We start from the raw sequence: 23,065 nt of genomic DNA, 5'->3' as shown, positions 1-23,065 counted from the left end.
GCCCGTGGATCACTACGACACGCCGAAGCGGGCCGCCAGCGCGTCCCGTTGGGCCCGGACGAACGCCGCGTCCACCACCGCTCCGTGACCGGGCACGTACAGCGCGTCCTCGCCGCCCAGGTCAAGGAGCCGGTCCAGTGCGGCCGGCCAGTGCGGCGGTACGGCGTCCGGGCCCGCCTGCGGTTCGCCCGACTCCTCGACCAGGTCGCCGCAGAAAACGACCTCCGGGGAACCGGGGACGAGAACGGCGAGGTCGTGGGCCGTGTGGCCGGGGCCGACGTTCGCCAGCAGCGCCTGGCGGCCGCCGCCGAGGTCGAGCGTCCACTCGCCGGAGACGTGATGCCGGGGAGAGACGAGGGCGTCCACCGCTTCGTCGGCCACCGCCGCGTCCAGTCCGTTGCGTACCGCGTCCGCCCGCAGCTCCGCACGGCCCAGCCGTCCCCTCAGCACCGTCTCCACACCCACCGCGCCGAACACCTCCGCTCCCGCGAACGCCGCCGCCCCGAAGACATGGTCGAAGTGGGGGTGGGTGAGCGCGAGATGGGTCACACGATGGCCGGCGAGTTCCTCCGCCTGTGCGCGCAGCCGGGCGCCCTCCGCGAGGCCGGAGCCGGAGTCGATCAGCAGGGCCGTGCCCTCGCCGATCACCAGGCCCGCCGTACAGTCCCAGCCGGGCAGCCGGCACCGCCCCACCCCGGCCCCGACCCGCTCCCACCCCAGCTCTTCCCAAGTCACCGTCATACAGCGACGCTAGCCCTACAACCCGTTATGCCAGGACCAGCCTTGCCCGAGGACTACCCCACCGCCGTACACTGGCCGGGGAGCGCTGGCACTCGGACGGACAGAGTGCCAGGCGAGGCGCAAGGGAACGACTTCTGGAGGTGTGCGCGATGCTGAGTGAACGCAGGCTCCAGGTGCTGCGCGCCATCGTCCAGGACTACGTCGGCACCGAGGAGCCGGTCGGGTCGAAGGCCCTGACCGAGCGGCACAACCTCGGCGTCTCCCCGGCGACCGTGCGCAACGACATGGCGGCCCTGGAGGACGAGGGGTTCATCGCCCAGCCGCACACCAGTGCCGGGCGGATCCCGACCGACAAGGGCTATCGGCTGTTCGTCGACAAGCTGGCGGGCGTCAAGCCGATGACCGCGCCCGAGCGGCGCGCCATCCAGAACTTCCTCGACGGCGCGGTCGACCTCGACGACGTCGTGGCCCGGACCGTGCGGCTGCTCGCGCAGCTGACCCGGCAGGTCGCCGTCGTGCAGTACCCGTCCCTCACCCGCTCGACCGTGCGGCATGTGGAACTGCTCTCGCTCGCCCCAGCCCGCGTGATGCTCGTGCTGATCACGGACACCGGCCGGGTCGAGCAGCGCATGGTCGACTGCCCGGCGCCCTTCGGGGAGGCCTCGCTCGCCGATCTGCGGGCCCGGCTCAACAGCCGGATCGCCGGGCGGCGGTTCGCCGATGTGCCGCGGCTGGTCGAGGACCTGCCCGAAGGCTTCGACGTCGAGGACAGGGGTACGGTCACGACAGTGCTCTCCACCCTTCTGGAGACACTCGTCGAGGAGAACGAGGAGCGGCTGATGATCGGCGGCACCGCCAATCTCACCCGCTTCGGACATGACTTTCCCCTCACCATCCGGCCCGTCCTGGAGGCTCTGGAGGAGCAGGTCGTCCTCCTCAAGCTCCTTGGCGAGGCGGGGGATTCGGGCATGACCGTACGCATCGGTCACGAGAACGCCTACGAGGGACTCAACTCCACTTCAGTGGTGTCGGTCGGCTACGGTTCGGGCAACGAGGCAGTCGCCAAGCTCGGCGTGGTCGGACCGACCCGCATGGATTACCCGGGAACGATGGGAGCGGTACGCGCAGTGGCACGGTACGTCGGACAGATCCTGGCGGAGTCGTAAGTGGCCACGGACTACTACGCCGTTCTCGGCGTGCGCCGCGACGCGTCGCAGGATGAGATCAAGAAGGCGTTCCGTCGGCTCGCGCGCGAGCTGCACCCGGACGTCAACCCGGATCCGAAGACCCAGGAGCGGTTCAAGGAGATCAACGCCGCCTACGAGGTGCTCTCGGACCCGCAGAAGAAGCAGGTCTACGACCTCGGCGGCGACCCCCTCTCGCAGGCCGGCGGCGGTGGCGCGGGCGGCTTCGGGGCCGGTGGGTTCGGGAACTTCTCGGACATCATGGACGCGTTCTTCGGTACGGCGTCGCAGCGGGGTCCGCGCTCGCGCACCCGGCGCGGCCAGGACGCGATGATTCGTCTCGAGATCGAGCTCGACGAGGCGGCCTTCGGCACCACGAAGGACATCCAGGTCGACACGGCGATCGTCTGCACCACCTGCAGCGGTGAGGGCGCGGCGCCGGGGACCTCCGCCCAGACGTGTGACATGTGCCGCGGTCGCGGTGAGGTGTCGCAGGTGACGCGGTCCTTCCTGGGCCAGGTCATGACGTCGCGGCCGTGCCCGCAGTGCCAGGGCTTCGGCACCGTGGTCCCGACGCCGTGCCCGGAGTGCGCCGGCGACGGCCGGGTCCGCTCGCGCCGCACGCTGACCGTGAAGATCCCGGCCGGTGTGGACAACGGCACGCGGATCCAGCTCGCGGGTGAGGGCGAGGTCGGTCCCGGTGGCGGTCCCGCCGGTGACCTCTACGTCGAGATCCACGAACTCCCGCACTCGCAGTTCCAGCGGCGCGGCGACGACCTGCACTGCACGGTCACACTCCCGATGACGGCGGCGTCACTCGGCACGAAGGTGCCGCTGGAGACGCTGGACGGCATGGAGGAGGTCGACATCCGGCCCGGTACCCAGTCCGGCCAGTCGATCCCGCTGCACAGCCGGGGCGTCACCCACCTGCGCGGCGGCGGCCGCGGCGACCTCATCGTCCACGTCGAGGTCCAGACCCCGACCAAGCTGGACCCCGAGCAGGAGCGCCTGCTGCGCGAGCTGGCCAAGCTGCGCGGCGAGGAACGTCCCACGGGGCAGTTCCAGCCTGGTCAGCAGGGGCTGTTCTCCCGGTTGAAGGACGCGTTCAACGGTCGTACGTGAGCCGTCGACGGATGCGTTCAACGGTCGTACGTGAGCCGTCGAAGGTCCGATTCGGAGTTGTTCGGAGGACGTGACAACATGCCGTCATGTCCTCCGCGCTGACCGGTCTCTTCCGTCATCCGATCGTGCAGGCCCCCATGGCGGGCGGCGTCTCCGTGCCGCGGCTCGCCGCCGCCGTGTCCGAGGCGGGCGGGCTCGGGTTCCTCGCCGCCGGGTACAAGACGGCCGACGGGTTGTACCAGGAGATCAAGCAGCTGCGCGGCCTGACCGGGCTGCCCTTCGGGGTCAACCTCTTCATGCCGCAGCCGGAGTATGCCGACCCCGCCGCCGTCGAGGTCTACGCCCATCAGCTCGCCGGCGAGGCCACGTGGTACGAGACCGAGCTCGGCGACCCCGACAGCGGCCGTGACGACGGGTACGACGCCAAGCTCGCCGTGCTCCTAGACAACCCCGTGCCGGCGGTCTCCTTCCACTTCGGCATCCCGAGCAGTGAGGTGCTGGATTCGCTGCGCCGCGCCGGCACCTTCACCCTCGTCACCGCGACCACCCCCGAAGAGGCCCTCGCCGTGCAGTACGCGGGCGCCGACGCGGTCATCGCGCAGGGCGTGGAGGCCGGCGGTCACCAGGGCACCCACCGGGACCTCCCCGAGCAGGACGGCTCCGGCCTCGGACTCCTCTCCCTCGTCGCCCAGATCCGGGAGACGGTGACCATCCCGATCGTCGCCGCCGGCGGCATCATGCGCGGCAGCCAGATCGCCGCCGTCCTCGCCGCGGGCGCGAGCGCGGCCCAGCTCGGCACGGCGTTCCTCGCCACGCACGAGTCCGGCGCCCACGACGTGCACAAGCAGGCGCTGACCAACCCCCTCTACGTCCGCACCGAGTTGACCCGCGCCTTCTCCGGCAGACCGGCTCGTGGCCTGGTCAACCGATTCCTGCGCGAGCACGGACCGTACGCGCCCGCCGCCTACCCCGAGGTCCACCACCTCACCGCCCCGCTCAGGAAGGCCGCCGCCAAGGCCAAGGACGCCCAGGGCATGGCGCTGTGGGCGGGCCAGGGGCACCGGATGGCACGCGAGCTGCCCGCGGGGCAGCTGGTGGAGATACTCGCCGCCGAACTCGACGCCGCCAGGACAGCGTTGTCAGGCACGGGGGACCCGCGATGACCGCACCGGTGTTCGTGGTCGAGCACTTCGACGCGGGCGGCGGCGGACGCTACGTCCTCGACGGCCCCGAAGGCCGCCACGCCGTCTCCGTGAAGCGGCTCAAGGCCGGGGAGGACGTCATCCTCACCGACGGGGCCGGGCGCTGGGCCGACTGCGTGGTGCTCGCCGCCGAGGGCAAGGACCGGCTGATCGTCCAGCTGGACTCGGTGGCCGAGGAACCCCCGGCCCAGCCCCGCATCACCGTCGTCCAGGCCCTCCCCAAGGGCGACCGCGGTGAACTCGCCGTCGAGACCATGACCGAGGTCGGCGTCGACGCGATCGTGCCCTGGCAGGCGGCCCGCTGCATCACCCAGTGGAAGGGCGACCGGGGCCTGAAGGCGCTCGCCAAGTGGCGGGCCACCGCCCGCGAGGCCGGCAAGCAGTCCCGCCGGGTCCGCTTCCCGGAGATCGCGGACGCGGCGAGCACCAAACAGGTTGCCGCACTTCTCGCCAAAGCCGACTTCGCCGCCGTGCTGCACTCCGACTTCGACCGCGGCAGCGAGCCGCTGGCCACCGCCGAACTCCCCGACGAGGGCGAGATCGTGCTGGTCGTCGGCCCCGAAGGAGGCGTCGCCAAGGACGAGTTGGCGCTCTTCGAGGAGGCCGGTGCGCGCGCCTACGTCCTCGGGCCCACCGTGCTGCGCACCTCGACCGCCGGAACCGCGGCGACCGCTCTGCTCCTCGGCCGCACCGGCCGCTGGTCCTGACCCCTGGAAGGACGGCTGTGGAACTCGCCCAAGTACGCCTGCTCGTCACCGACTTCGCCGCCTGCTACCGCTTCTACGCCGACGTCCTCGGCCTCAAGCCCCAGTCGGGGGCGACGGGCGGGCCGTACGAGAAGTTCAGCCCCGCCACCGGGTCGGCGGGCATCGCCCTGCAGGACCGGTCGATGATGGCGGCGGTCCTCGGCGAACTGGGCGACACGGCCACCGGCCACCGCTCCCTGGTCGTGCTGCGCGTCGACGACCTGGACACCTACTGCGAGCAGATCGCGTCCCGCGGCGCCACCCTGCTGCACGGCCCGTCCCCGATGACGGAGCGCATGCGCGTCGCCCACCTCAAGGACCCGGAGGGGAACCTGGTGGAGCTTCAGGAGTGGCTGCTGCTGCGCACCTGAGCACCGCGGAACCCGACCGGCGCACAGGTGGCCGTATGCGCCCTACCGTCCCGGGCGGGACAGTGGCAGGCTGCCCTGCATGGTGGCGTTGAGACGGAACTGGCGTCGGCCGCGCGGGGTGCGAGTGGCGGGTGTGGCCGGGGGTGTGGTGCTGGCCGTGGGCGGGGTCGCCGCCTGTGATCCGACCGGCGTGGTCAGCTCCGCGACCGTGTCGTACACCACCGACCAGCTGGTCACCAAGGAGCTGAACCGGCAGAAGGCCGACGTGAGTTGGCTGACCTGCACGGCCTCGTACGACAACGGCGACCGGACCCCGAGTTCCAGCGCGAACACCGTCGCCACCGTCGACTGTGACGGCAAGACACGGGACGGCAAGGACATCACCGTCAAGGGCAAGGTGACCCGGACCGTCAGCGGCGCGTGTGTGCGCGGGGACCTCACCGCCACCGTCGGCGGCAAACAGTGGTTCCACGTCGAGGGGCTCGGCGACTGCAACGCCACGCCCACCCCGCCGGTCAACAATCCGCGGCAGCCCGGCCCGACCGTCACCGTGACCGTCACGAAGACCATCTGGTGCCAGAACGACCCGCAGTGCTGGCCCGACGGCAAGTGATCGAAACCTCTGTGCACGAGCACGGCCCGTGCGTAGGGTGATCGGGTGACACAGCCTGCGACGTCTGCATATCTCCGGTTTCCGCATCTGCAGGGCGAGCTGGTGGCCTTCACCGCCGAGGACGACGTGTGGCTCGCGCCGCTCGACGGCGGGCGCGCCTGGCGGGTCAGCGCGGACAACGTGCCGGTCACCCACCCCCGGATCTCGCCCGACGGCACCACCGTCGCCTGGACCTCCGCCCGCGACGGCGCCCCCGAGGTGCACATCGCCCCGGTCGACGGCGGACCGTCCAGGAGGCTGACCCACTGGGGCAGCGCACGCACCCAGGTGCGCGGCTGGACCCCGGACGGCGAGGTCCTCGCGATCACCACTCACGGACAGGCCAGCCTGCGCCGCAGCTGGGCGCACACCGTCCCGCTCGACGGCGGCCCCGGCATCACCCTGCCGTACGGGCCCGTCGGCCATGTCGCCCACGGCCCTGCGACCGTGATCCTCTCCGCGCCCATGGGCCGGGAGGCCGCCTGGTGGAAGCGGTACCGGGGCGGTACGGCGGGCAAGCTGTGGATCGATCCCGAGGGCGACGGCGAATTCGTACGCCTGCATGAGGAGTTGGACGGAAACCTGGAGTACCCCGTGTGGGCGGGCGACCGGATCGCCTTCCTCTCGGACCACGAGGGCACCGGGGCCGTCTACTCCTCCCTCGCCGACGGCTCCGACCTGCGACGGCACACACCCCTCGACGGCTACTACGCCCGGCACGCGGCGGGCGACGGCACCCGGGTCGTCTACACCTCGGCCGGCGAGCTGTGGATCCTCGACGACCTCGACGGCGCCGAACCGCGCCGCCTGGAGGTCCGGCTCGGCGGACAGCGTGCCGACCGGCAGCCGTTCCCGGTGGACGCCTCCCGCTGGTTCGGCTCGGCCGCCCCCGACCACACCGCGCGCGGCAGCGCGGTCGCCGTGCGCGGAGCCGTCCACTGGGTCACCCACCGCTCGGGCCCGGCCCGCGCGCTGGCCGCCGAACCCGGCGTCCGGGCCCGGCTGCCGCGCACCTTCCGCACCGAGGGCGAGGAGTGGGTGGTGTGGGTGACGGACGCGGAGGGCGACGACGCCCTGGAGTTCGCGCCCGCCACCGGTCTCGCCCCCGGCGCCACCCCGCGCCGCCTCGCCGCGGGACAGCTCGGACGCGTCCTGGGTCTCGCCATGGCCCCCGACGGCAGCCGGGCCGCGGTCGCCGCGCACGACGGCCGCGTGCTGCTCGTCGAGCGGGAGACCGGCGAGGTCCGCGAGGTCGACCGCAGCGAGGACGGCGACGTACGGGGACTGACCTTCTCGCCCGACTCGGCCTGGCTCGCCTGGTCGCATCCAGGGCCCGCCCCGCTCTGCCAGCTCCGCCTCGCCAACACCACCGACCTGTCGGTCACCGAGGCGACCCCACTGCGCTTCCAGGACTACGCCCCAGCCTTCACCCTCGACGGCAAACACCTGGCCTTCCTCTCCAACCGCTCCTTCGACCCGGTCTACGACGAGCACGTCTTCGACCTCGCCTTCGTCGTCGGCGACCGCCCGCACCTGATCACCCTGGCCGCGACCACCCCGTCCCCCTTCGGCCCGCAGCGCCACGGCCGCCCCTTCGAGGCCCCCGACAAGGACGAGACCCCCGACAGCGAGGGCACCCCGGCCACCCGTATCGACCTCGAGGGCCTCGCCGACCGGATCGTGCCCTTCCCGGTGGAGGCCGGCCGCTACTCCAACCTCCGCGCGGCCAAGGACGGCGTCCTGTGGCTCCGCCACCCCGTCCAGGGCGTCCTCGGCTCCTCCCGGGCCACCCCGGACGACCCCGACCCCAAGACCGACCTCCAGCGCTACGACCTCGCCCAGCAGCGCCTCGAGCACCTCGCCGCCGACGCCGACCACTTCGCCGTCAGCGGCGACGGCAAGCGGGTCCTGCTGTGGACCGACGGCCGCCTGAAGGTCGTACCGAGCGACCGCCGCGCCTCGAGCGACGACGACAGCGACACCAACATCAGCGTCGACCTCGGCCGCATCCGCCAGACCGTCGACCCGTCCGCCGAGTGGCGCCAGATGTACGCGGAGACCGGCCGCATCATGCGCGACCACTTCTGGCGCCCCGACATGAGCGGTGTCGACTGGAACGGCGTGCTCGACCGCTACCGCCCCGTCCTGGACCGGCTGGCCACCCACGACGACCTCGTCGACCTCCTCTGGGAGGTGCACGGCGAACTCGGCACCTCCCACGCCTACGTCACCCCCCGCGGCGGCCACGGTCACGGCCCCCGCCAGGGCCTGCTCGGCGCCGACATCTCCCGCCACGACGACGGCCCCCAGGGGTCGGCCCAGTGGCGCATCGACCGCATCCTGCCCACCGAGACCTCCGACCCCGACGCCCGCTCCCCGCTCGCCGCACCCGGCGTCGCGGTGCGCGCCGGGGACGCGATCGTCGCGGTCGGCGGCCGGCCGGTCGACCCGGTCACGGGCCCCGGCCCGCTCCTGGTCGGCACGGCGGGCAAACCGACCGAGCTCACCATCTCCCCGTCCGGCGGCGGCGACCTGCGCCACGCCGTGGTCGTACCCGTCTCCGACGAGGAGCCGCTGCGCTACCACGCCTGGGTCGCCGACCGCCGTGCCTACGTCCACGAGAAGTCCGGCGGACGGCTCGGGTATCTGCACGTCCCGGACATGCAGGCCCCGGGCTGGGCCCAGATCCACCGCGATCTGCGCGTCGAGGTGGCCCGCGAGGGCCTGGTGGTCGACGTCCGGGAGAACCGCGGCGGCCACACCTCCCAGTTGGTCGTCGAGAAGCTGGCCCGCCGGATCGTCGGCTGGGCGGTACCGCGGGGGATGACCCCGTACAGCTACCCGCGGGACGCGCCGAGGGGCCCGGTCGTCGCCGTGGCCAACGAGTTCTCCGGCTCCGACGGCGACATCGTCAACGCGGCGATCAAGGCGCTGGGCATCGGCCCGGTGGTGGGAACCCGCACATGGGGCGGTGTCATCGGCATCGACAGCCGCTACCGCCTCGTCGACGGCACGCTGATCACCCAGCCCAAGTACGCGTTCTGGCTGGAGGGTTACGAGTGGGGCGTCGAGAACCACGGGGTGGACCCGGACGTGGAGGTCGTGCAGCGGCCGCAGGACTACGCGGCGGGCAGGGACGCGCAGCTGGACGAGGCGGTGCGGATCGCCCTGGAGGCATTGATCAGCACTCCGGCCAAGATTCCGCCGACCCTGCCTGACTAAGATGCCCCCGAGATCCGAGGCGAAAGGAACACCATGCCAGGGGAACCCCAGGGCGACTGCCTGTTCTGCAAGATCGTCGAAGGCCACATCCCGGCGACGATCGTCCGGGAGACGGACACCACCGTCGCCTTCCGGGACATCAACCCCCAGGCCCCCACGCACGTCCTGGTGATCCCCAGGGCCCACTACGAGACCGCCGCGGCCCTCGCCGCCGCCGCGCCCGAGCTGGCCGCCGACGTCCTCCGCGAGACCCAGGCCGTCGCCGACGACGAGAAGCTGGAGAGCTACCGCACCGTCTTCAACACCGGCAGCGGCGCCGGCCAGACCGTCTGGCACGCCCACGCCCACGTGATCGGCGGCCGCGGCCTGCACTGGCCGCCCGGATAACCCACCGTGTCCGTACGCGAACTGGTCGTCCTCGGCACCGCCAGCCAGGTCCCCACACGGCACCGCAACCACAACGGCTACCTGCTGCGGTGGGACGGCGAGGGCATCCTCTTCGACCCCGGCGAGGGCACCCAGCGTCAGATGCTGCGCGCCGGGGTCGCCGCCCACGACCTCAACCGGATCTGTGTCACCCACTTCCACGGCGACCACTCCCTCGGCCTCGCGGGCGTGATCCAGCGCATCAACCTCGACCGGGTCCCGCACGAGGTCACCGCCCACTACCCGAAGTCGGGGCAGCGCTTCTTCGACCGGCTGCGGTACGCGACGGCGTACCGGGAGACCGTCCGGCTCACCGAGGCACCGGTCGCCGAGGACGGGGTCATCGCGCGCACGGGCGGCTACACCCTCCAGGCCCGCAGGCTCTCCCATCCCGTCGAGTCCTACGGCTACCTCCTCACCGAACCCGACGGCCGCCGCATGCTCCCCGACCGCCTCGCCGCGCACGGCATCAAGGGGCCCGACGTCGGACGGATCCAGAGGGAAGGCGCCCTGAACGGCGTCCCCCTCGACGACGTCAGCGAGGTCCGCCGGGGTCAGCGCTTCGCGTTCGTCATGGACACCCGCCTCTGCGACGGCGTCCACGCCCTCGCGGACGGCTGCGACCTGCTCGTCATCGAGTCGACCTTCCTCGACGAGGACGAGCAACTAGCCGTGGAGCACGGCCATCTGACCGTCGGTCAGGCCGCGCGAGTCGCCCGCGACGCCGGCGTACGGCATCTCGTGCTCACGCACTTCAGTCAGCGGTACTCCGAACCGGAGGAGTTCGAGCGGCAGGCGCGGGTGGCCGGCTACGAGGGCGAGCTGACCGTGGCCCACGACCTCCTGCGGGTCCCGGTTCCGAAACGGCGATAAAGCGGCCGTACGATGCTTTGATGTCCCTCCCCAAAGCTGAACTGCACCTGCACATCGAAGGCACCCTGGAGCCGGAGCTGGCTTTCGAGCTGGCTGCGCGTAACGGCGTCGAGCTGCCGTACGCCTCCACGGACACGCTCCGCAAGGCGTACCGGTTCGCGGACCTCCAGTCCTTTCTGAACCTGTATTACGAGCTCATGGCCGTCCTGCGCACCGAGCGGGACTTCGAGGACCTGGCGAACGCCTATCTCGCCCGGGCCGCCGAGCAGGGGGTTCGGCACGCGGAGATCTTCTTCGACCCGCAGGCGCACATCGCGCGGGGCGTGGGGATGGGGACCGTGGTGGAGGGGCTGTGGCGGGCGCTGGGCAGCAGCGAGGCCGTGCACGGCGTCTCCACACAGCTGATCATGTGCTTCCTGCGGGACGAGTCCGCGGAGTCGGCGCTGGAGACCCTCGAGGCCGCCAAGCCGTATCTCGACCGGATCGTCGGTGTGGGGCTCGACTCCGCGGAGGTGGGGCATCCTCCGGTGAAGTTCCGCGAGGTGTACGAGGCCGCGGCGGCGCTGGGGCTGCGCCGGGTGGCGCACGCCGGGGAGGAGGGGCCGCCGGAGTACATCGTCGAGGCGCTGGACGTGCTCGGGGTGGAGCGGATCGACCATGGACTGCGGTGCATGGAGTCTCCGGAACTGGTCGCGCGGCTGGTGCGGGACCGGGTCCCGCTGACCTTGTGCCCCTTGTCCAACGTGCGGCTTCGTACGGTCGACGTGCTCGCCGACCATCCGTTGCCGGCGATGCTGGACGCCGGGCTGCTGTGCACGGTGAACTCCGACGACCCGGCGTACTTCGGGGGGTATGCGGGGGACAATTTCGATTCCGTGCAGAACACGCTCGGGCTCACTGAGGAACAGTTGCGCGAGCTGGCCCGGAATTCCTTCGTCGCGAGCTTTCTGGAGCACGACGAGGGGCGGCGGGAGCGGTATCTGGCCGAAGTCGAGGCGTACCAGTTCTGAAGTACCCCAAGGGGTGCGGGGAACTGCGCGACCGGCCACGACGAACCTGCAGACGCTCGACGGCATAGCGCGGCACTCCCCGCGGAGCGCTGATCGCCATCGCCGTCATCGGTACGGCTATCAGCAGCAGGCCCGCTGCCAGGACCGTGCCCATCACGGGGAAGCCGGCCTCGGATGCGAGCAGGCTTTCCCGTCAGGGGACCCGCTGCCGTGCCCAATGACGACGCCGAGCCGACCAGGACCGCCCAGCGGCCGCGGGGGTCCAGGGAGGCGGCCAGGCCGATGACGTACGACAGGACGATCGGGTAGAGCGTGTTCCACGCGATCTCGCCGGACGCGAAGGACGTCAGGTCGGTCGCCGAGGCGCTGAGGGTGATGCAGGCGGCGATGAGGACGGTGCCGCCGCCGATGGGGAGCGCGCGGCCGAGGCGTGGGCCCAGGGCGCCCGCGCCGACGACGCCCAGCAGGCCCGCGCCGAGGGCGATCGCGAAGACCGCGCCGACCGTCGCTTCGGAGAGGTGGGCCTGGGTGAGGCCGATGCGGCCGCTGACGCCCCAGAGGGCGTTCTGGGCGAGGGACCAGCAGAGCAGGGTGCCGGCGAGGAGGAGGCCGGCCCGGCGGTGGGGGAGCGGGGCGGGCGTCCGCCGGCTTCGGGCGGGGACCGTGGTGCGGGGGAGACGGCCCGTCAGGGGCCAGACGGCCAGCGCGGTGAGGGCGATCGCGGCCAACGGCACGCCGTGACCGGGACCCAGGTGCGGGACGGTCAGGTAGACGGCGCCCGCGAGTGCGGACACGCTCAGGAGGCCGACCGTGGTGATGCGGTGCGGGTCCGGCTGGGCAGCGATGCCGGTGGCGGCCACCGCCGTCGACGTACCGGATCCGAAGCCGCCGATCAGCGCGCCCACGACGACGGCCGGGACGGTGTGGGCGAGGGCGGCGCCGCCGTAGCCGAGGACGGCGAGGGTGAGGCCGATGCGGGCGAGGGTGCGGGGGCCGACGCGGTCGACGCGGGAGGCGAGCAGGAAGCCTGCCGCCGCCGAACTCAGCAGCAGCGCGCTGCCGACGGCACCCGCCTCGGTGGCGGTGAGCGGCAGCCCCGAGTCGAGCCTGCCGACGGTGGTCGGGAGGAGGTAGGGGGCGAGGTACCCGGCCGTAAAAAGGGCAACGAGGGGCCAGGGCAGGGTGGTGCGGGCGGACACGGGCGTTCCCAGGGCATGCGAAAGAAGCGGCTCGAAAAGGGGGTCGGCGCAGGCCGTCGACGGACAGGAACGCGCGAAGAATTTGTATCAAGCACGCGGTTGCGGAAGAAGCCCGGGGTGCGTGATGTGGCTCACGTTTCGTTTGGGGTGAGGGAAGCCGGGTAAAAGTGCGCGCCCGAGGGCCCGCCTAACGCCAATTGGGGGCGCCGCCCGCGCCCGGTACCGTCGCCTCGATCTTGCCTCTGATCTCGCGCATCACCGCGATGATCTGCTGCTCGTGTTCCGGCGTCAGACGGGCGAGGGGGACCGAGCAGCTGATGGCGTCCTGCGCGGGGGAGTCGTAGCGCAGACAGAACCCGAAGCCGACGATGCCCAGGACCCCCTCCTCGCGGTCGATCGAGTAGCCGCGGGCGCGGACCTCGGCGAGGTCGGCCAGCAGGGACTCACGGGTGGTGTGGGAGTTCGGGGTGAGTGCCTCGTACGGCCCCTCGGGGAGCCTCTCGTCGGGCCACTCGGCCAGCAGCGCCTTGCCCAGCGCGCCGGCGTGCGCGGGCAGCCGGCGGCCCACCCTGCTGATCGTCCGCAGGTATTCGTGCGACTCGCGCGTCGCCAGATAGGCCACGTCCCGGCCGTCGAGCCGGCCCATGTGGATGGTCTCGCCCAGCGCCTGGGACGCCTCGTCGAGATACGGCCGTACGACCCGCACGCGCGGGTCGGAGTCCAGATAGCTGGTGCCGGTGAGCAGGGCGTGGATGCCGATGCCGTAGAGCGAGCCGGTGATGTCGGTGCGGACCCAGCCGCGCGAGATCAGGGTCTGGAGCAGCGCGTACATCGAACTGCGCGGCACCTCCAGCGCGTCCGCGAGCTCCTGGAGCCGTGCCGGGCGGTCGCCGCGCGCGGCCAGCAGTTCGAGGAGCTCGACCGTGCGGGCCGCCGACTTCACCTCGCGGACGCCACCTGTCTCTGACATGCGCCGATGGTAATCGGCCCGCCGAACCCCGTGCGCGACCCATTGACGAGCGGGATTCGTCTATCTAACCTTCATCTCCATACGTAGATATCGTCTACATGGGGAGATGACTGAGGGTGACCCTCGACCCGGACGCGGCCCGACGACTGCGGGACGGCATGGCACGCGGTGTGCTGTCGTTCCCGCTCACGAGCTTCCACGACGACGGCACCCTCGACCCGGACGGCTTCCGCGCGCATGTGGCCGCCCAGATCGCCACCGGCCCCGGTGCGCTCTTCCCGGCCTGTGGCACCGGCGAGTTCTTCTCGCTGGACGAGGACGAGTACCGGCAGGTCGTCACCATCGCGATCGAGGAGGCCGGCGGCCGGCTGCCCGTCGTCGCCGGAATCGGCTACGGCTGGGCGCAGGCCGTCCGTTTCGCCCGGATCGCCGAGGAGGCGGGCGCGGACGCGCTGCTGGTCCTCCCGCACTACCTGGTCGCCGCCCCGCAGGACGGACTGGTCGCACAGCTGGAGCAGATCGCAGCGCGGACGCGGCTGCCGCTCATCGCCTACCAGCGCGGCCAGGTCGCCTTCGGCGTGGACGCGTTCCGGCGGGTCGCCCAGATCCCCGGTGTCATCGGGCTCAAGGACGGACACAGCGACCTCGACCGGCTCCAGCGCCTCACCCTCGCCGCCCCCGAGGGCTTCCTGTTCTTCAACGGCGCCTCCACCGCCGAGATCCAGGCCCGCGCCTACGCCACCGTCGGCGTCCCCGCCTACTCCTCGGCCGTCCACGCCTTCGCCCCCGAGATCGCGAACGCCTTCTTCACCGCCCTGCGCGACGGCGACGAGGGCGACGGAACGGTCGGGAAACTGCTGCGCGACTTCTACGTCCCGCTCGTCGAACTCCGCGACCGCGTGCCCGGATACGCCGTCTCGCTGGTGAAGGCGGCGGCACGGCTGCGGGGGCGCCCGGTCGGACCCGTGCGCGCGCCGCTCACGGATCCGTCGGCCGCCGATCTGGCGGAGCTTCGCCGGCTGCTGACCACCGGTCTCGACCTCGTAGGAGCCGCACTGTGAACCTCACGATCACCGACGTCCGGCTGACACCGATCCTCGTCGCCGATCCGCCGCTGCTGAACACGCAGGGCGTCCACCAGCCGTACACGCCCCGGCTGATCGTCGAGGTCGAGACCGCCGACGGGGTCACGGGGGTCGGAGAGACGTACGGCGACACCAAGTACCTGGAGCTGGCACGGCCGTTCGCCGCGAAGCTGATCGGACGTCAGGTCGGGGACCTGAACGGACTGTTCACGGTCGCGGATCAGATGGCGGTCGATTCCTCCCGGGTCTCCGGACAGGTCGACGTCGGCGGGCTGCGAGGGGTGCAGACGGCCGACAAGCTGCGGTTGTCCGTGGTCTCCGGGTTCGAGGTCGCCTGCCTCGACGCGCTGGGCAAGGCCCTCGGACTGCCGGTGCACGCCCTGCTCGGGGGCAAGGTCCGCGACGCGGTCGAGTACAGCGCGTACCTGTTCTACAAGTGGGCCTCCCATCCCGAGGGCGTCGCCTCCGAGAAGGACGACTGGGGGGCGGCCGTCGACCCCGCGGGGGTGGTGGAGCAGGCCCGGCTGTTCACCGAGCGCTACGGCTTCACGTCCTTCAAGCTCAAGGGCGGAGTGTTCCCGCCGGACGAGGAGATCGCGGCAATCAGGGCGCTGGCCGAGGCGTTTCCCGGGCAACCGCTGCGGCTCGACCCCAACGGGGCCTGGAGCGTGTCGACCTCGCTGAAGGTGGCCGCGGAGCTCGGCGACGTCCTGGAGTACCTGGAGGATCCCGCGCTGGGGACGGCGGCCATGGCCGAGGTCTCCGCCGGGACCGATGTCCCGCTGGCCACCAACATGTGCGTGACGACCTTCGCGGAGATCAAGGAGGCGTTCGCCCGGGACGCCGTCCAGGTGGTGCTCTCGGATCACCACTACTGGGGCGGGTTGCGGAACACCCAGCAACTCGCCGCGATCTGCCGGACGTTCGGGGTGGGAGTGTCCATGCACTCGAACACGCATCTGGGGATCTCGCTGGCCGCGATGACGCATGTCGCGTCCACCGTGCCGAACCTTCATCACGCCTGTGACTCGCACTATCCGTGGCAGTCGGAGGACGTGCTCAGCGAGCGGCTGACGTTCGAGGGCGGGGCCGTGAAGGTCTCCGACGCGCCCGGCCTCGGCGTCGAACTCGACCGGGAGAAGGTGGAGTTCCTGCATCGGCGGTGGCTCGATGACGACGGTTCGCTGCGAGAGCGGGACGATGCCGCGGCCATGCGGGTCGCCGAGCCGGGGTGGGTCACGCCGGCTGTGCCTCGCTGGTAGGGCCGGGGCCGGGCGGGGGCCGCGGCGGGGCCGGCGCAGGGCTTTTCCCGCCCCCGCCGCCCCCACCCGTCCCGCTCCCAGGGGGCTCCGCCCCCTGGACCCCCGCTCCTCGAATGCCGGAGAGGTCGGATGCGGTGACGGGCGGGTCGCAGGTGAGCGCCGACGCGTTGTCGGCGGTGTGGTGCAGACTGGCCTGATCCGCACCACGTCCAGGGAGCGCACCGTGATCGCGTCCAACGCGTCCACCGGAAAGGGACCGTCGCACTTCGGAGGGACCGGGCACGGCCAGGCCCGGGTCGACCCTCTGGCAGCTCTGCGCGTACCCGACGATCCACCCTGGGACGTCTATCTCACCGGCACCGTGTTCCTCGACATCATCTTCACCGGGCTCGACTCCGCCCCGGTGCGCGGGACCGAGTCCTGGGCACGCGGGATGGGGTCGAGCCCCGGCGGTGTGGCGAACATGGCCACGGCCCTGGCCCGGCTCGGGCTGCGCACCTCACTGGCCGCGGCCTTCGGCGACGACCACTACGGCGAGTACTGCTGGGACGCCCTCGAGCAGGGCGAGGGCATCGACCTCTCCCCCTCCCGCACGGTCCCCGGCTGGCACTCCCCGGTCACCGTGTCGATGGCGTACGAGGGCGAGCGCACCATGGTCTCCCACGGCCACGAACCGCCCCCTGAGGCCGTGCTCATCCAAGAGGGCGCCCCGAACTGCCCCCCACGCGCGCGTGCGGCGGTGGCATCCCTCGAGCCCGGGAAGCGCGCCCCCTGGATCGCTCAGGCGGCACACGAGGGCACCCGCATCTTCGCCGACGTCGGCTGGGACGAGACCGGGGCGTGGGACCTGGCGGGCCTCGCCGACCTCGAACACTGCGAGGCCTTTCTGCCGAACGCGCAGGAGGCGATGCGCTACACCGGCGCCACCTGCCCCCGGGAGGCCGCGCACGCACTCACCGACCATGTGCCGCTCGCCGTGGTCACCCTCGGCGCGGAGGGCGCGTACGCCGTGGACCGGCGTACTGGAGAGACCGCCGAGGTCCCGGCGATCGAGGTCGAGGCGCTCGACCCGACCGGCGCCGGGGACGTCTTCGTGGCCGGCTTCGTCACCGGCACCCTCGCGGGCTGGCCGCTGGCGGACCGCCTGGCCTTCGCCGGCCTGACCGCCGCGCTCTCCGTCCAGGAGTTCGGCGGCTCCCTCTCCGCGCCGGGCTGGTCCGAGATCGGCGCCTGGTGGCGCAAGGTCCAGTCCGTCGACTCCCAGGACCCGGCCGCGCTGCGCCGGTACGCGTTCCTGGCGGACCTGGTCCCGGAGCAGGAGTCCCCGGGCTGGCCCCTGAGACGAGCGGTCCCGACGATCGGCTTCGGCCGGTCGGCGTGAGGGTGGGGGGCCGGGGCGGATCGTATTGCTGCGGGGCGGGCGCGTCTCTGCGGCCTGTCGGGTGGGGGAGGGTGGGTCGAGCTGTGCCTGCGGCTCGTCGAGGGGGCGGCTCGTCAGTGCTGCGGGATGTCGGTCGGGTCGGGTGACATCTGCACTGGTGGACCTGTCTGCGTGGCTCGTCGACAGGTCGGCTCGTCAGTGGCCGTCGAGGTCGAGGTTGGGTCGCATCGCCACTCAACTGCCTGTCCCGTGGATCATCGCGGGGGCCGCTCGTCAGGGCCGCTCGTCAGGGCCGGGAGCTACGGAGCGGGGCGTATCGCCGTTGGACGGTCCGCCTCCGTGGCGCGTCGGGGAGGTCGATCCGTCAGTGCCCGCTCGTACGGTCCAGTACCGACACCACCTGCTCACGGACCACCTCGCGGGCCGCAGCCGGCAGTGCCCCGATCGTCGTACCGCTCAACACGTCGAGCACGCTGTCCGCGCCCGCGTCGCAGGGAACGCTCTCGCTCAGGAACTCGTAGCCGTCGCGGACTGCGACGCGCAGGACCGGGCGGTCGTCCGCGTGGACGGCCGTGGCGACGACCAGGGGCGGCGGGCCACCCGGGGCCCCGGCCACCTTGCGGTAGCCGCTGACGAGCGGTTCGCGCCAGTGCAGGCTCAGCAGCAGCGGCTTCTTGGCCAGCAGCTCGGCGAGGTCGGCCTCGAACGGCCCCTCCGCCGCCAGCACCCGCGCGCGGGCGTCCAGGACCAGCGCCGCCGGCAGCAGACAGCGCAGGGTGCTGCCGACGATGTTCCCGCCGACCGTGGCGGCCCGCCGCACGGCCCCCGTGCCGACGCCCGACGCGGCCCGGTGCAGCACCTCCGGCACCCGCTCGTCGATCCGGTGCAGCAGGACCGCCGCGCCCACCTCCCCGGCCCCGAGAACGTTCGCCTCCGGCACCTCGCGCAGCGACACGGCCTGCTCGGGAAAGCCGTCGCGTTGCCAGGCGGCCCACACCAGCGTGGCACCGCCGACGGGGATCGCCCCGTCGGTCAGACACTCCTGTGCCTCGGGCAGGGACCTGGGCAGACGCAGCAGCACGGTCTTCCTTCTTCGCACAGTCGAGGACCTCGAACACCTATGGCAGTGAGCGCATTCTTTCCGGGGGCCCGGGGGAGCATGCAGGGCTCACCGCTGCACACAGGGCGCCCCGACCTCGAAAAGCCCTACGGCGTTGTCAGTGCACCGTCGTACCCTTGAAAGCGCGAGGCCGCCTTCCACTGCGCGGCCCTGACGAGGAGGAACCGCAGGCCTTCAGCGCCAGCCCATGACTCAGACACCGACAGCTCACACACCCGCGCAGGGGCAGGCGAAAGCACAGTTCACCGTCCCCGCCCAGCACCCCATGGTGACCGTGCTGGGTTCCGGCGACGCCCTGCTGCGCGTGATCGAGAAGGCCTTCCCGGCGGCCGACATCCACGTCCGGGGCAATGAGATCAGCGTGGTCGGCGACCCCGTCGACGTCGCCCTCGTCTCGCGCGTGTTCGACGAGATGATGCTGGTGCTCCGCACCGGACAGCCGATGACGGAGGACGCAGTGGAACGCTCGATCGCCATGCTGCGAGCGAGCGAGAACGGGACGAGCGACGGCCAGGAGACCCCGGCCGAAGTGCTCACACAGAACATCCTGTCCTCGCGCGGCCGCACCATCCGCCCCAAGACCCTCAACCAGAAGCGGTACGTCGACGCGATCGACAAGCACACGATCGTCTTCGGCATCGGCCCCGCCGGTACCGGCAAGACCTACCTCGCCATGGCCAAGGCGGTGCAGGCCCTGCAGTCCAAGCAGGTCAACCGCATCATCCTGACCCGCCCCGCGGTCGAGGCCGGAGAGCGCCTCGGCTTCCTGCCCGGCACCCTCTACGAGAAGATCGACCCCTACCTGCGCCCGCTGTACGACGCCCTGCACGACATGCTGGACCCGGACTCGATCCCACGGCTGATGGCGGCCGGGACGATCGAGGTCGCGCCGCTGGCGTACATGAGGGGTCGCGCGCAGCCTGTCTTCACGAACGTCCTGACTCCGGATGGTTGGCGCCCCATCGGCGACCTCCAGGTCGGTGACCTCGTCATCGGCTCGAACGGCGAGCCGACCCCGGTCCTGGGTGTGTATCCGCAGGGTGAGAAGGACATCTACCGGGTCACGGCCCAGGACGGCTCCTGGACCCTGTGCTGCGGTGAGCACCTCTGGACGGTGCGCACGCGCGACGACAAGCGACGTGACAAGCCGTGGCGTGTCCTGGAGACCCAGGAGATGATCGGCAACCTTCGGGCGGCGCACTATCGTCGGTACGAGATGCCGATGCTGACGGCGCCGGTCAGCTTCCCCGAACGTGAGGTCCCCATGGACCCGTACGCGCTCGGGCTGCTGCTGGGTGACGGTTGCCTCACGGGTTCCACCACTCCGTCCTTCGCGACGGAGGATCGTGAGCTGGCCCAGGCACTGGAGGCCGCGCTGCCCGGTGTCACAGTGCGGCACAAGAGTGGGCCGGACTACGTCCTCAATCGGATCAAGTCTGCCGGTGATGTCGTCACCCTGGAGAATCCCGTTACGCGAGTCATGCGTGAGCTGGATCTGCTGCGTACTCGCTCACACACCAAGTTCGTCCCGGACGATTACCTGTACAACTCTGCCGAGGTCAGGCTGGCCGTTCTCCAGGGGCTGCTTGATTCCGACGGAGGGCCGGTAACGCAGAAGGACCGCACGTGTCGCGTTCAGTTCTCGACCGCGTCGATCCTCCTACGTGACGACGTCATCGCCTTGGTCCAGTCGCTCGGCGGCGTCGCCTACACACGCCGTCGTCTCGCCGAAGACCGGAAGCAGGGGAGAGCTCTGGCTGTCCACCGTTACGACACCCACGTCGTCGACATCCGTCTCCCCGAAGGCATCGAACCCTTCCGCCTCGCCCGCAAGCGCGACAAATACCACGCGGCCGGAGGCGGCGGACGCCCGATGCGGTTCATCGACAGCATCGAGCCCGCGGGCCGGGAGGAGACCGTCTGCATCCAGGTGGCGGCCGAGGACTCGCTGTACGTCACGCAGGACTACCTGCTCACGCACAACACCCTCAACGACGCCTTCATCATCCTGGACGAGGCCCAGAACACGAGCCCCGAGCAGATGAAGATGTTCCTCACCCGGCTCGGCTTCGACTCGAAGATCGTGATCACGGGTGATGTGACGCAGGTCGACCTGCCCAACGGCACCAAGTCGGGTCTGCGTCAGGTCCAGGACATCCTGGAGGGGCTCGACGACGTGCACTTCTCCCGCTTGTCGTCCCAGGACGTCGTACGGCACAAGCTGGTCGGCCGTATCGTCGACGCGTACGAGAAGTACGACACCGAGAACGGTACGGAGAACGGCACCCACAAGGGCGGCCGGAACAAGCGGAAGTAGACAAGCCAGCACCATGTCGATCGACGTCAACAACGAGTCCGGAACCGAGGTCGACGAGCAGGCGATCCTCGACATCGCCCGCTACGCGCTCGCGCGGATGCGTATCCACCCGCTCTCCGAGCTCTCGGTGATCGTCGTGGACACCGACGCCATGGAGCAGCTGCACATCCAGTGGATGGACCTGCCGGGGCCCACCGACGTCATGTCGTTCCCGATGGACGAGCTCAGGCCGCCCAGCAAGGACGACGACGAGCCCCCGCAGGGCCTCCTCGGTGACATCGTGCTGTGTCCCGAGGTCGCCAAGCGGCAGGGCGAGGAGGCCGAGACGCAGCACTCCATGGACGAGGAGCTCCAACTCCTCACCGTCCACGGCGTGCTGCACCTTCTCGGGTACGACCACGAGGAGCCGGACGAGAAGGCCGAGATGTTCGGCCTGCAGGCGGCCATCGTCGACGGGTGGCGGCAGGAGAAGGGGCTCACCGGCCCGTCCCCCGCGCCGACCGTCTCATGAGCCTGCCCCTCGTCTCCGGCGCGATCGCCCTGGTCGTCGTCGCCTGGCTCGCCGCCTGCGCGGAGGCGGGCCTCGCGCGCGTCTCCAGCTTCCGCGCCGAGGAAGCCGTACGCAACGGCCGGCGCGGCAGCGCCAAGCTCGCGCAGATCGCCGCCGACCCGACCCGCTATCTCAACGTGGCGCTGCTGGTGCGCGTCGCGTGCGAGATGGCGGCGGCCGCTCTGGTCACCTACGCCTGCCTCCAGGAGTTGCCGGGCACCACCCGCGCCCTGCTGGTCGCGATCGGGGTCATGGTGCTCGTGTCGTACGTCGCCGTCGGCGTCTCCCCGCGCACCATCGGGCGTCAGCACCCGCTGAACACGGCGACCGCGGCGGCGTACATCCTGCTCCCGCTGGCCCGGATCATGGGGCCGATCCCGTCGTTGCTGATTCTCATCGGCAACGCGCTCACCCCCGGCAAGGGCTTCCGGCGTGGCCCCTTCGCCTCGGAGGCGGAGCTGCGCGCGCTGGTCGACCTCGCCGAGAAGGAGTCGCTGATCGAGGACGACGAGCGCCGGATGGTGCACTCCGTCTTCGAACTGGGTGACACGCTCGTGCGGGAGGTCATGGTCCCGCGGACCGATCTCGTCGTCATCGAGCGCTACAAGACCATCCGCCAGGCGCTGACCCTCGCTCTGCGCTCGGGCTTCTCGCGCATCCCCGTATCCGGGGAGAGCGAGGACGACATCGTCGGGATCGTGTATCTGAAGGACCTGGTCCGCAAGACGCACATCAGCCGGGACGCCGAGTCCGAGCTGGTGTCCACCGCCATGCGGCCCGCGGCCTTCGTGCCCGACACCAAGAACGCCGGCGACCTGCTGCGCGAGATGCAGCAGGACCGCAACCACGTGGCCGTCGTCATCGACGAGTACGGCGGCACGGCCGGCATCGTCACGATCGAGGACATCCTCGAGGAGATCGTCGGCGAGATCACTGACGAGTACGACCGCGAGCTGCCGCCGGTGGAGGATCTCGGCGACGACCGCCACCGGGTCACCGCCCGCCTCGACATCACCGACCTGGGCGAGCTGTACGGGCTCGACGAGTACGACGACGAGGACGTGGAGACCGTCGGGGGGCTGCTGGCGAAGGCGCTGGGCCGGGTGCCCATCGCCGGGGCCTCCGCCGCCGTCGACCTTCCGGACGGCCGGCGGCTGCGCCTGACCGCGGAGGCCGCGGCCGGACGCCGGAACAAGATCGTGACGGTTCTGGTGGAGCCGGTGGGGGCCCTGGAACACGCCGAAGTGGACAAGGAGTCCGAGTGACCCCTCAGGAACTGCGCGCGCTCTGCCTCTCCTTCAACGCGGTGGTGGAGGACTTCCCGTTCAACCCCGAGACCTCGGTCTTCAAGGTGCTGGGCAAGCTCTTCGCCCTGACGAACCTGGACGCGCGGCCCCTGAAGGTCAACCTCAAGTGCGACCCGGAGGACGCGATCCGGCTGCGTACCGACCATCCCGGGCTGATCGCTCCCGGCTACCACATGAACAAGCGTCACTGGAACACCGTCACCGTCGACGGCGAACTCCCCGACCGTCTGGTCCGGGAGCTCGTCGAGGACTCGTACGACCTGGTGGTGGCCGGTCTGCCACGCGCCGACCGGCTCCGCCTCGACCGCCCCTGAGCGCACCCGCA

The 23,065-nt window shown here is 71.3% G+C and carries 20 protein-coding genes and 1 pseudogene; 17 read left to right on the top strand and 4 right to left on the bottom strand.

Going from position 1 to position 23,065, the window contains the following annotated elements:
* Nucleotides 1–12: 12 nt before the first annotated feature.
* The gene (locus tag ACIBJB_RS04065; RefSeq protein WP_398926235.1) at nt 13–741 is read right to left on the bottom strand and encodes an MBL fold metallo-hydrolase; all 729 of its coding nucleotides are present in this window, start codon (nt 739–741) and stop codon (nt 13–15) included.
* Between the two features lie 149 nt (nt 742–890).
* On the opposite strand from ACIBJB_RS04065, the gene hrcA reads away from it, so the two are divergent.
* The 10 genes from hrcA to ACIBJB_RS04015 all read left to right on the top strand — a co-directional run bounded on the left by hrcA (nt 891) and on the right by ACIBJB_RS04015 (nt 11,549).
* A complete protein-coding gene (hrcA, locus tag ACIBJB_RS04060) occupies nt 891–1,907 on the top strand; it encodes a heat-inducible transcriptional repressor HrcA (protein WP_398926233.1) in 1,017 nt (338 codons plus the stop codon).
* Nucleotides 1,908–3,047: a molecular chaperone DnaJ gene (dnaJ, locus tag ACIBJB_RS04055; protein WP_007381949.1), complete on the top strand. Its 1,140-nt coding sequence runs from the start codon at nt 1,908–1,910 to the stop codon at nt 3,045–3,047.
* Nucleotides 3,048–3,133: 86 nt separating this feature from the next.
* Nucleotides 3,134–4,210, top strand: coding sequence for a nitronate monooxygenase (locus ACIBJB_RS04050; protein WP_398926231.1), 1,077 nt, complete (start codon nt 3,134–3,136; stop codon nt 4,208–4,210).
* Nucleotides 4,207–4,956, top strand: coding sequence for a 16S rRNA (uracil(1498)-N(3))-methyltransferase (locus ACIBJB_RS04045; RefSeq protein WP_398926229.1), 750 nt, complete (start codon nt 4,207–4,209; stop codon nt 4,954–4,956). Before ACIBJB_RS04050 ends, ACIBJB_RS04045 begins: the two co-directional genes overlap by 4 nt.
* A 17-nt stretch (nt 4,957–4,973) precedes the next feature.
* Nucleotides 4,974–5,366: a VOC family protein gene (locus ACIBJB_RS04040; RefSeq protein ID WP_398926227.1), complete on the top strand. Its 393-nt coding sequence runs from the start codon at nt 4,974–4,976 to the stop codon at nt 5,364–5,366.
* Between the two features lie 79 nt (nt 5,367–5,445).
* Nucleotides 5,446–5,979, top strand: coding sequence for a hypothetical protein (locus ACIBJB_RS04035; protein WP_398926225.1), 534 nt, complete (start codon nt 5,446–5,448; stop codon nt 5,977–5,979).
* Between the two features lie 45 nt (nt 5,980–6,024).
* Nucleotides 6,025–9,240 carry a S41 family peptidase gene (locus tag ACIBJB_RS04030; RefSeq protein ID WP_398926223.1) on the top strand — a complete coding sequence of 1,072 codons (3,216 nt, stop codon included), beginning with the start codon at nt 6,025–6,027 and terminating at the stop codon, nt 9,238–9,240.
* A gap of 33 nt (nt 9,241–9,273) precedes the next feature.
* The gene (locus ACIBJB_RS04025) at nt 9,274–9,627 is read left to right on the top strand and encodes a histidine triad nucleotide-binding protein (RefSeq protein WP_398926221.1); all 354 of its coding nucleotides are present in this window, start codon (nt 9,274–9,276) and stop codon (nt 9,625–9,627) included.
* Between the two features lie 6 nt (nt 9,628–9,633).
* Nucleotides 9,634–10,539: a ribonuclease Z gene (locus ACIBJB_RS04020; protein ID WP_398926219.1), complete on the top strand. Its 906-nt coding sequence runs from the start codon at nt 9,634–9,636 to the stop codon at nt 10,537–10,539.
* Between the two features lie 20 nt (nt 10,540–10,559).
* Nucleotides 10,560–11,549, top strand: coding sequence for an adenosine deaminase (locus ACIBJB_RS04015; RefSeq protein ID WP_398926217.1), 990 nt, complete (start codon nt 10,560–10,562; stop codon nt 11,547–11,549).
* On the opposite strand, the pseudogene ACIBJB_RS04010 reads toward ACIBJB_RS04015, so the two are convergent.
* Together ACIBJB_RS04010 and ACIBJB_RS04005 are read right to left on the bottom strand one after the other, a co-directional pair.
* A pseudogene (locus ACIBJB_RS04010) lies at nt 11,434–12,748 on the bottom strand (MFS transporter). The gene ACIBJB_RS04015 and the pseudogene ACIBJB_RS04010 sit on opposite strands and share 116 nt — an antisense overlap.
* 187 nt (nt 12,749–12,935) lie before the next feature.
* Complete coding sequence (locus ACIBJB_RS04005) at nt 12,936–13,718, bottom strand: IclR family transcriptional regulator (protein ID WP_398926215.1); 783 nt, start codon at nt 13,716–13,718, stop codon at nt 12,936–12,938.
* Nucleotides 13,719–13,876: 158 nt separating this feature from the next.
* Here ACIBJB_RS04005 and ACIBJB_RS04000 point away from each other — a divergent pair, with 158 nt between their 5' ends.
* The 3 genes from ACIBJB_RS04000 (at nt 13,877) to ACIBJB_RS03990 (ending at nt 17,446) form a co-directional block, all read left to right on the top strand.
* Complete coding sequence (locus ACIBJB_RS04000) at nt 13,877–14,779, top strand: 5-dehydro-4-deoxyglucarate dehydratase (protein WP_398926833.1); 903 nt, start codon at nt 13,877–13,879, stop codon at nt 14,777–14,779.
* The gene (locus ACIBJB_RS03995; protein WP_398926213.1) at nt 14,776–16,065 is read left to right on the top strand and encodes a glucarate dehydratase family protein; all 1,290 of its coding nucleotides are present in this window, start codon (nt 14,776–14,778) and stop codon (nt 16,063–16,065) included. Before ACIBJB_RS04000 ends, ACIBJB_RS03995 begins: the two co-directional genes overlap by 4 nt.
* Nucleotides 16,066–16,288: 223 nt before the next feature.
* The gene (locus ACIBJB_RS03990) at nt 16,289–17,446 is read left to right on the top strand and encodes a carbohydrate kinase family protein (protein WP_398926211.1); all 1,158 of its coding nucleotides are present in this window, start codon (nt 16,289–16,291) and stop codon (nt 17,444–17,446) included.
* A 364-nt stretch (nt 17,447–17,810) separates the two neighbouring features.
* Here the strand turns inward: ACIBJB_RS03990 and ACIBJB_RS03985 are convergent, their stop codons facing one another.
* On the bottom strand, nt 17,811–18,527 hold the full coding sequence (locus ACIBJB_RS03985; RefSeq protein WP_398926209.1) for an FAD binding domain-containing protein: 717 nt from the start codon (nt 18,525–18,527) through the stop codon (nt 17,811–17,813).
* Nucleotides 18,528–18,753: 226 nt separating this feature from the next.
* Between ACIBJB_RS03985 and ACIBJB_RS03980 the strand changes: the two genes are divergently transcribed.
* Genes ACIBJB_RS03980 through ACIBJB_RS03965 form a run of 4 tightly spaced genes read left to right on the top strand, consistent with a single transcriptional unit; the run spans nt 18,754 to nt 23,054 of the window.
* Complete coding sequence (locus ACIBJB_RS03980) at nt 18,754–20,883, top strand: PhoH family protein (RefSeq protein WP_398926207.1); 2,130 nt, start codon at nt 18,754–18,756, stop codon at nt 20,881–20,883.
* A 13-nt stretch (nt 20,884–20,896) separates the two neighbouring features.
* A complete protein-coding gene (gene ybeY, locus ACIBJB_RS03975; protein WP_007381932.1) occupies nt 20,897–21,394 on the top strand; it encodes an rRNA maturation RNase YbeY in 498 nt (165 codons plus the stop codon).
* Entirely contained in the window at nt 21,391–22,698 is a 1,308-nt protein-coding gene (locus ACIBJB_RS03970; RefSeq protein ID WP_398926205.1) for a hemolysin family protein, read from the top strand. The genes ybeY and ACIBJB_RS03970 overlap by 4 nt, the downstream gene beginning before the upstream one ends.
* A complete protein-coding gene (locus tag ACIBJB_RS03965; RefSeq protein WP_328782832.1) occupies nt 22,695–23,054 on the top strand; it encodes an MmcQ/YjbR family DNA-binding protein in 360 nt (119 codons plus the stop codon). Before ACIBJB_RS03970 ends, ACIBJB_RS03965 begins: the two co-directional genes overlap by 4 nt.
* Nucleotides 23,055–23,065: the final 11 nt, after the last annotated feature.

This window comes from Streptomyces sp. NPDC050759, from assembly GCF_044456945.1.
In the GTDB taxonomy this organism is placed as follows: Bacteria; Actinomycetota; Actinomycetes; order Streptomycetales; family Streptomycetaceae; genus Streptomyces.
The sequence above is the reverse complement of the archived record's forward strand: the minus strand, read 5'-3'. Positions and strand labels throughout refer to the sequence as shown.